The organism is Desulfocicer niacini (assembly GCF_054657595.1).
Genome location: NZ_BAAHYK010000210.1, coordinates 1 through 321, shown reverse-complemented (window position 1 = coordinate 321; position 321 = coordinate 1). Strand labels below are relative to the sequence as shown.

Annotated in this window: 1 protein-coding gene; it reads right to left on the bottom strand. The window is 46.7% G+C overall.

The window, feature by feature from the left end; all coding sequences use genetic code 11:
- The coding region (locus ACYQ2M_RS25430) for an IS91 family transposase (protein WP_459919195.1) at positions 1 to 321 on the bottom strand (321 nt) is incomplete at both ends.

Below are 321 nucleotides of genomic sequence, written 5' to 3'. Positions count from 1 at the left end.
CAATTTGAGACACAGGGCTATATTTTTTTGTTTGCACCGGTTTGCAAACAATCCAAAATGCCGGATACGCATGAAGTTCCGGGGGACTACATGGAGAAGAAAACGGCGGATAAACTCCACCGCTTCCAGGGTGATCTCCTCTGTGATTTCTTTCCTGCGGTTTCGATATACAAAGGTGACCTTTGCACCTTCACAGGACTTGATCCTGTAATTTGAGATTGCCACCCGATGGGTATAACGCGCCATGTATTCCAAAACAGTTTCCGGCCCGGAAAAAGGCGGTTTGGAATATACCACCCAATCCTTTGACCAAAGCTTGCA